The sequence below is a fragment of the Nocardia sp. NPDC004278 genome (genome assembly GCF_053602975.1).
The window spans coordinates 1-3,531 of sequence record NZ_JBSGEQ010000098.1 but is presented as its reverse complement, the minus strand read 5'-3'; the positions used below and the strand labels follow the sequence as shown (position 1 = coordinate 3,531).

At 69.1% G+C, this 3,531-nt stretch carries 1 protein-coding gene; it reads left to right on the top strand.

Going from position 1 to position 3,531, the window contains the following annotated elements; translation table 11 throughout:
* Positions 1-12: 12 nt before the first annotated feature.
* Positions 13-3,531 (top strand): amino acid adenylation domain-containing protein (locus ACWEO2_RS44190; protein WP_452410858.1); only part of this gene is annotated, 3,519 nt, incomplete at its 3' end.

Here is a 3,531-nt window from a genome sequence, read left to right as displayed (position 1 = left end):
TTCGGTGCCGCGGTGTCCGGGCGGTCCCCGCAGCTGGCGGGTATCGAATCGATGATCGGACTGTTCATCAACACACTGCCGGTGCGCGTCCGTCTCGATGCCGCCGAGAGCCTGGGACAGTTGCTCGACCGGATCCAGGCCGAGCAGACCGCTCTGCTCGATCACCAGTTCGTCGGTCTCACCGAAATCGAGCGGGTCGCCGGGCCAGCAGCGGTGTTCGACACGATGACAGTGTTCGAGTCCTTCCCGGTCGATCGTTTCGGGCTCACCGCCGACACCGACATCGCAGGCATGCGGGTCGTCGACGTCACAGGCGTGGACGGCGCGCACTATCCGATGGGCATGGTCGCGCGGGTCGACACCCGGTTGCACCTGATGATCAAGTACCTGCCCGAACTGTTCGACCACGACACGGTGAACGCGACCCTGCAGCGGGTGCTGCGCGTGCTCGACGTCATGGCCGTCGATCCGGATCTGCCGCTGGCCCGGCTGAACCTGCTCTCCCCCGCGGAATACCGGGAGTTGACGCCGGTATCGGGTTCTCAGGAGGTGCCGGGGCTGGTGCTGCCGCAGCTGCTGGCGGCGACGGTGGAGCGCGATCCGGGGGCGGTCGCTGTGGTGTTCGAGGATCGGCAGTGGAGCTACGGTGAGCTCGATGCGGAGTCGAATCGGTTGGCGCGGTTGCTGATCGATCATGGGGTGGGGCCGGAGACGAGTGTCGCGGTGGGGCTGGCGCGGTCGGTCGAATCGGTACTTGCGGTGTGGGCAGTGGCGAAGTCGGGGGCGGCATTCGTTCCCGTGGACCCGCAGTATCCGACCGGCCGCATCGAGCACATGCTCACCGACTCCGGTGCGAGGGTGGGAATCACCCTGTCACAGTGGCGAGATCGATTCCCCGGATCGGTGTCCTGGTTGGTCCTCGACGAGGCCACCGCCGAAGCCGAAGTGGCACAGGCATCCTCGGCACCGGTGACCGATGCGGAGCGAACCGGACCGATCCGGCTCGACCAGGCGGCGTACGTGATCTACACCTCCGGCTCGACGGGGGTGCCCAAAGGCGTGGTGGTGCCGCATCGCGGCTTGGCAGATCTGGTGACCGAGCAATGTTCACGGTTCGACATCGAGCCCACCTCGCGGGTGCTGCATGTCGCGTCGCCGAGTTTCGATGCGGCGGTCCTGGAACTGCTGTGGGCGTTCGCATCGGGTGGGCGGCTGGTGATCGCACCGCCGACCGTCTACGGCGGGACCGAGCTGGCGCAGATCCTGTCGAGCGAACGGGTGACCCACGTGGCGATGACGCCGACGGCGTTGGCGACGGTCGATCCGGCCGGGCTGGAGCACCTCGAGACCGTCGTGGTCGGCGGTGAAGCGCCCTCGACCGACCTGGTGTCACGGTGGGCACCGGACCGCAGACTCTTCAACACCTACGGTCCGGCGGAGGCGACGATCCAGACCGACGCCAGTGCCCCGCTGGTGGCGGGGCAGCCGGTGACGGTCGGTGAACCGATCCGCGGGGTCGGGCAGGTCGTGCTCGATGCCCGGTTGCGGCCGGTGCCCGTCGGTGTTGTCGGCGAGCTGTACCTCACCGGACCCGGTCTGGCCCGTGGCTATCGCAACCGAGTCGGGTTGACGGCATCGCGGTTCGTCGCCGATCCGTTCGCGGGGTCGGGACGGCGCATGTATCGCACCGGTGACCTGGTGCGGTGGCTGCGGCAACCGGAAGGAAATCTGGCGCTGGACTATGTGGGTCGGGCCGACTTCCAGGTCAAGCTGCGTGGTTTCCGCATCGAGTTGGGTGAGGTCGAATCCGGTCTGCTGGCCTGCGCCGGTGTGGCCCGCGCGGTCGCGACCGTGCACCATGGCACCGCTGTCGGTGACCGGCTGGTCGGGTACGTGGTGCCCGAACCCGGCGTCGACCTCGACCCCGCCGCGGTCCTCACGGTCGCCGAGCAGCGGTTGGCCCCGCACATGGTGCCCGCAACGGTCGTGGTGCTGGACACGCTGCCGGTGACCGAGAGCGGCAAGCTCGACCGCGCCGCGTTACCGGTACCGGATTTCAGTTCGGCTCGCGCCGAGTTCCGGGCGCCGGTCACCCATGTGGAGAAGACACTGGCCGGACTGTTCGCCGAGGTGTTGGGCATCGACACGGTCGGTCTCGATGACTCGTTCTTCGCCCTGGGGGGCGACAGCATCATGTCGATCCAGTTGGTCACCCGGGCCCGGGCCGCCGGGGTGGTGTTCTCCACGCGGGAGGTGTTCGAACGCAAGACCGTCGCCGGACTGGCCCAGATCGCCGTCCAGGACAGCACCGCAGCGGTCGCCCTACCGGCCGAACTCCCCGGCGCGGGCGTCGGTCCGCTGCCGCTGACGCCGATCATGTGCTGGATGTTCGAACGCGGCGGATTCGACCGCTTCAGCCAATGGACGATGCTCACCCTTCCCGACGGCATCGACATCACCGGAATCCAAACCACCGTACAAGCGGTGATCGACCACCACGACATGCTGCGCGCCCAACTCCACCCCGACCCCACCCACCCCACCGGATGGGCGCTACAGGTGCCCCCGACCGGGATCATCGCCACCGAGGTAACCACGACCGAGGCGAACACGCCCGAGGGAACCACGACCGAGGTGACCGCGGCCGAGGCCAGCACCACAGAGCCAACCACGACCAAGGCCAGCACCACCGAGGTGACCGCGACCGACGTGACCGCCGAGGCAACCACAACCGAGGCGAGCGTCGCCGAGGCGAGCACTCCCGAGCCAACCGCGACCAAGGCCAGCACCACCGGGGTGACCGCGACCGAGGTGACCGCCAAGGCAACCACAACCGGAGTGACCGCCGCCGAGGCGAGCACTCCCGAGCCAACCGCGACCAAGGCCAGCACCACCGGGGTGACCGCGACCGAGGTGACCGCCAAGGCAATCACGACCGGCGTGACCGCCGCCGAGGCGAGCGTCGCCGAGGCGAGCACTCCCGAGCCAACCGCGACCGAGGCGAGCACCCCCGGGATGACTGCGGCCGGGCTGATCCGGCGGGTGTCAGTGACAGCGGAGCCGGATAGTGCCGCCTTCGCCGCGATCGTGGATGCGGAGGCGAACGCGGCCGCCGAGCGCCTCGATCCCGCCGCGGGCGTCATGCTGCAGGTGGTCTGGTTCGACCGCGGCGAACGGCCGGGTCGGCTGCTGGTGCTGGCCCATCACCTGGTCGTTGATGGGGTGTCGTGGCGGATCCTGATCCCCGACCTGGCCACGGCGTGGGCCCAGATCAGTGCCGGGCAACCACCGCAGCTCGCGCCCGTGGGCACCTCGATGCGACGCTGGGCCCACGCCCTGAACACCACCGCCGAACACCTCGAAGAACTCGACTGGTGGCGCTGCACCCTCGACACCACCGACCCGGCGATCGGTGCCCGCGCGCTCGACCCGACCCTGGACGTCCAAGCCAGTGTCGCCACCGTGGAGGTGACGCTGCCGACCGCGATCACCCGTGCCGTGCTGACCACCCTGCCCCAAGCGTTCCACGGC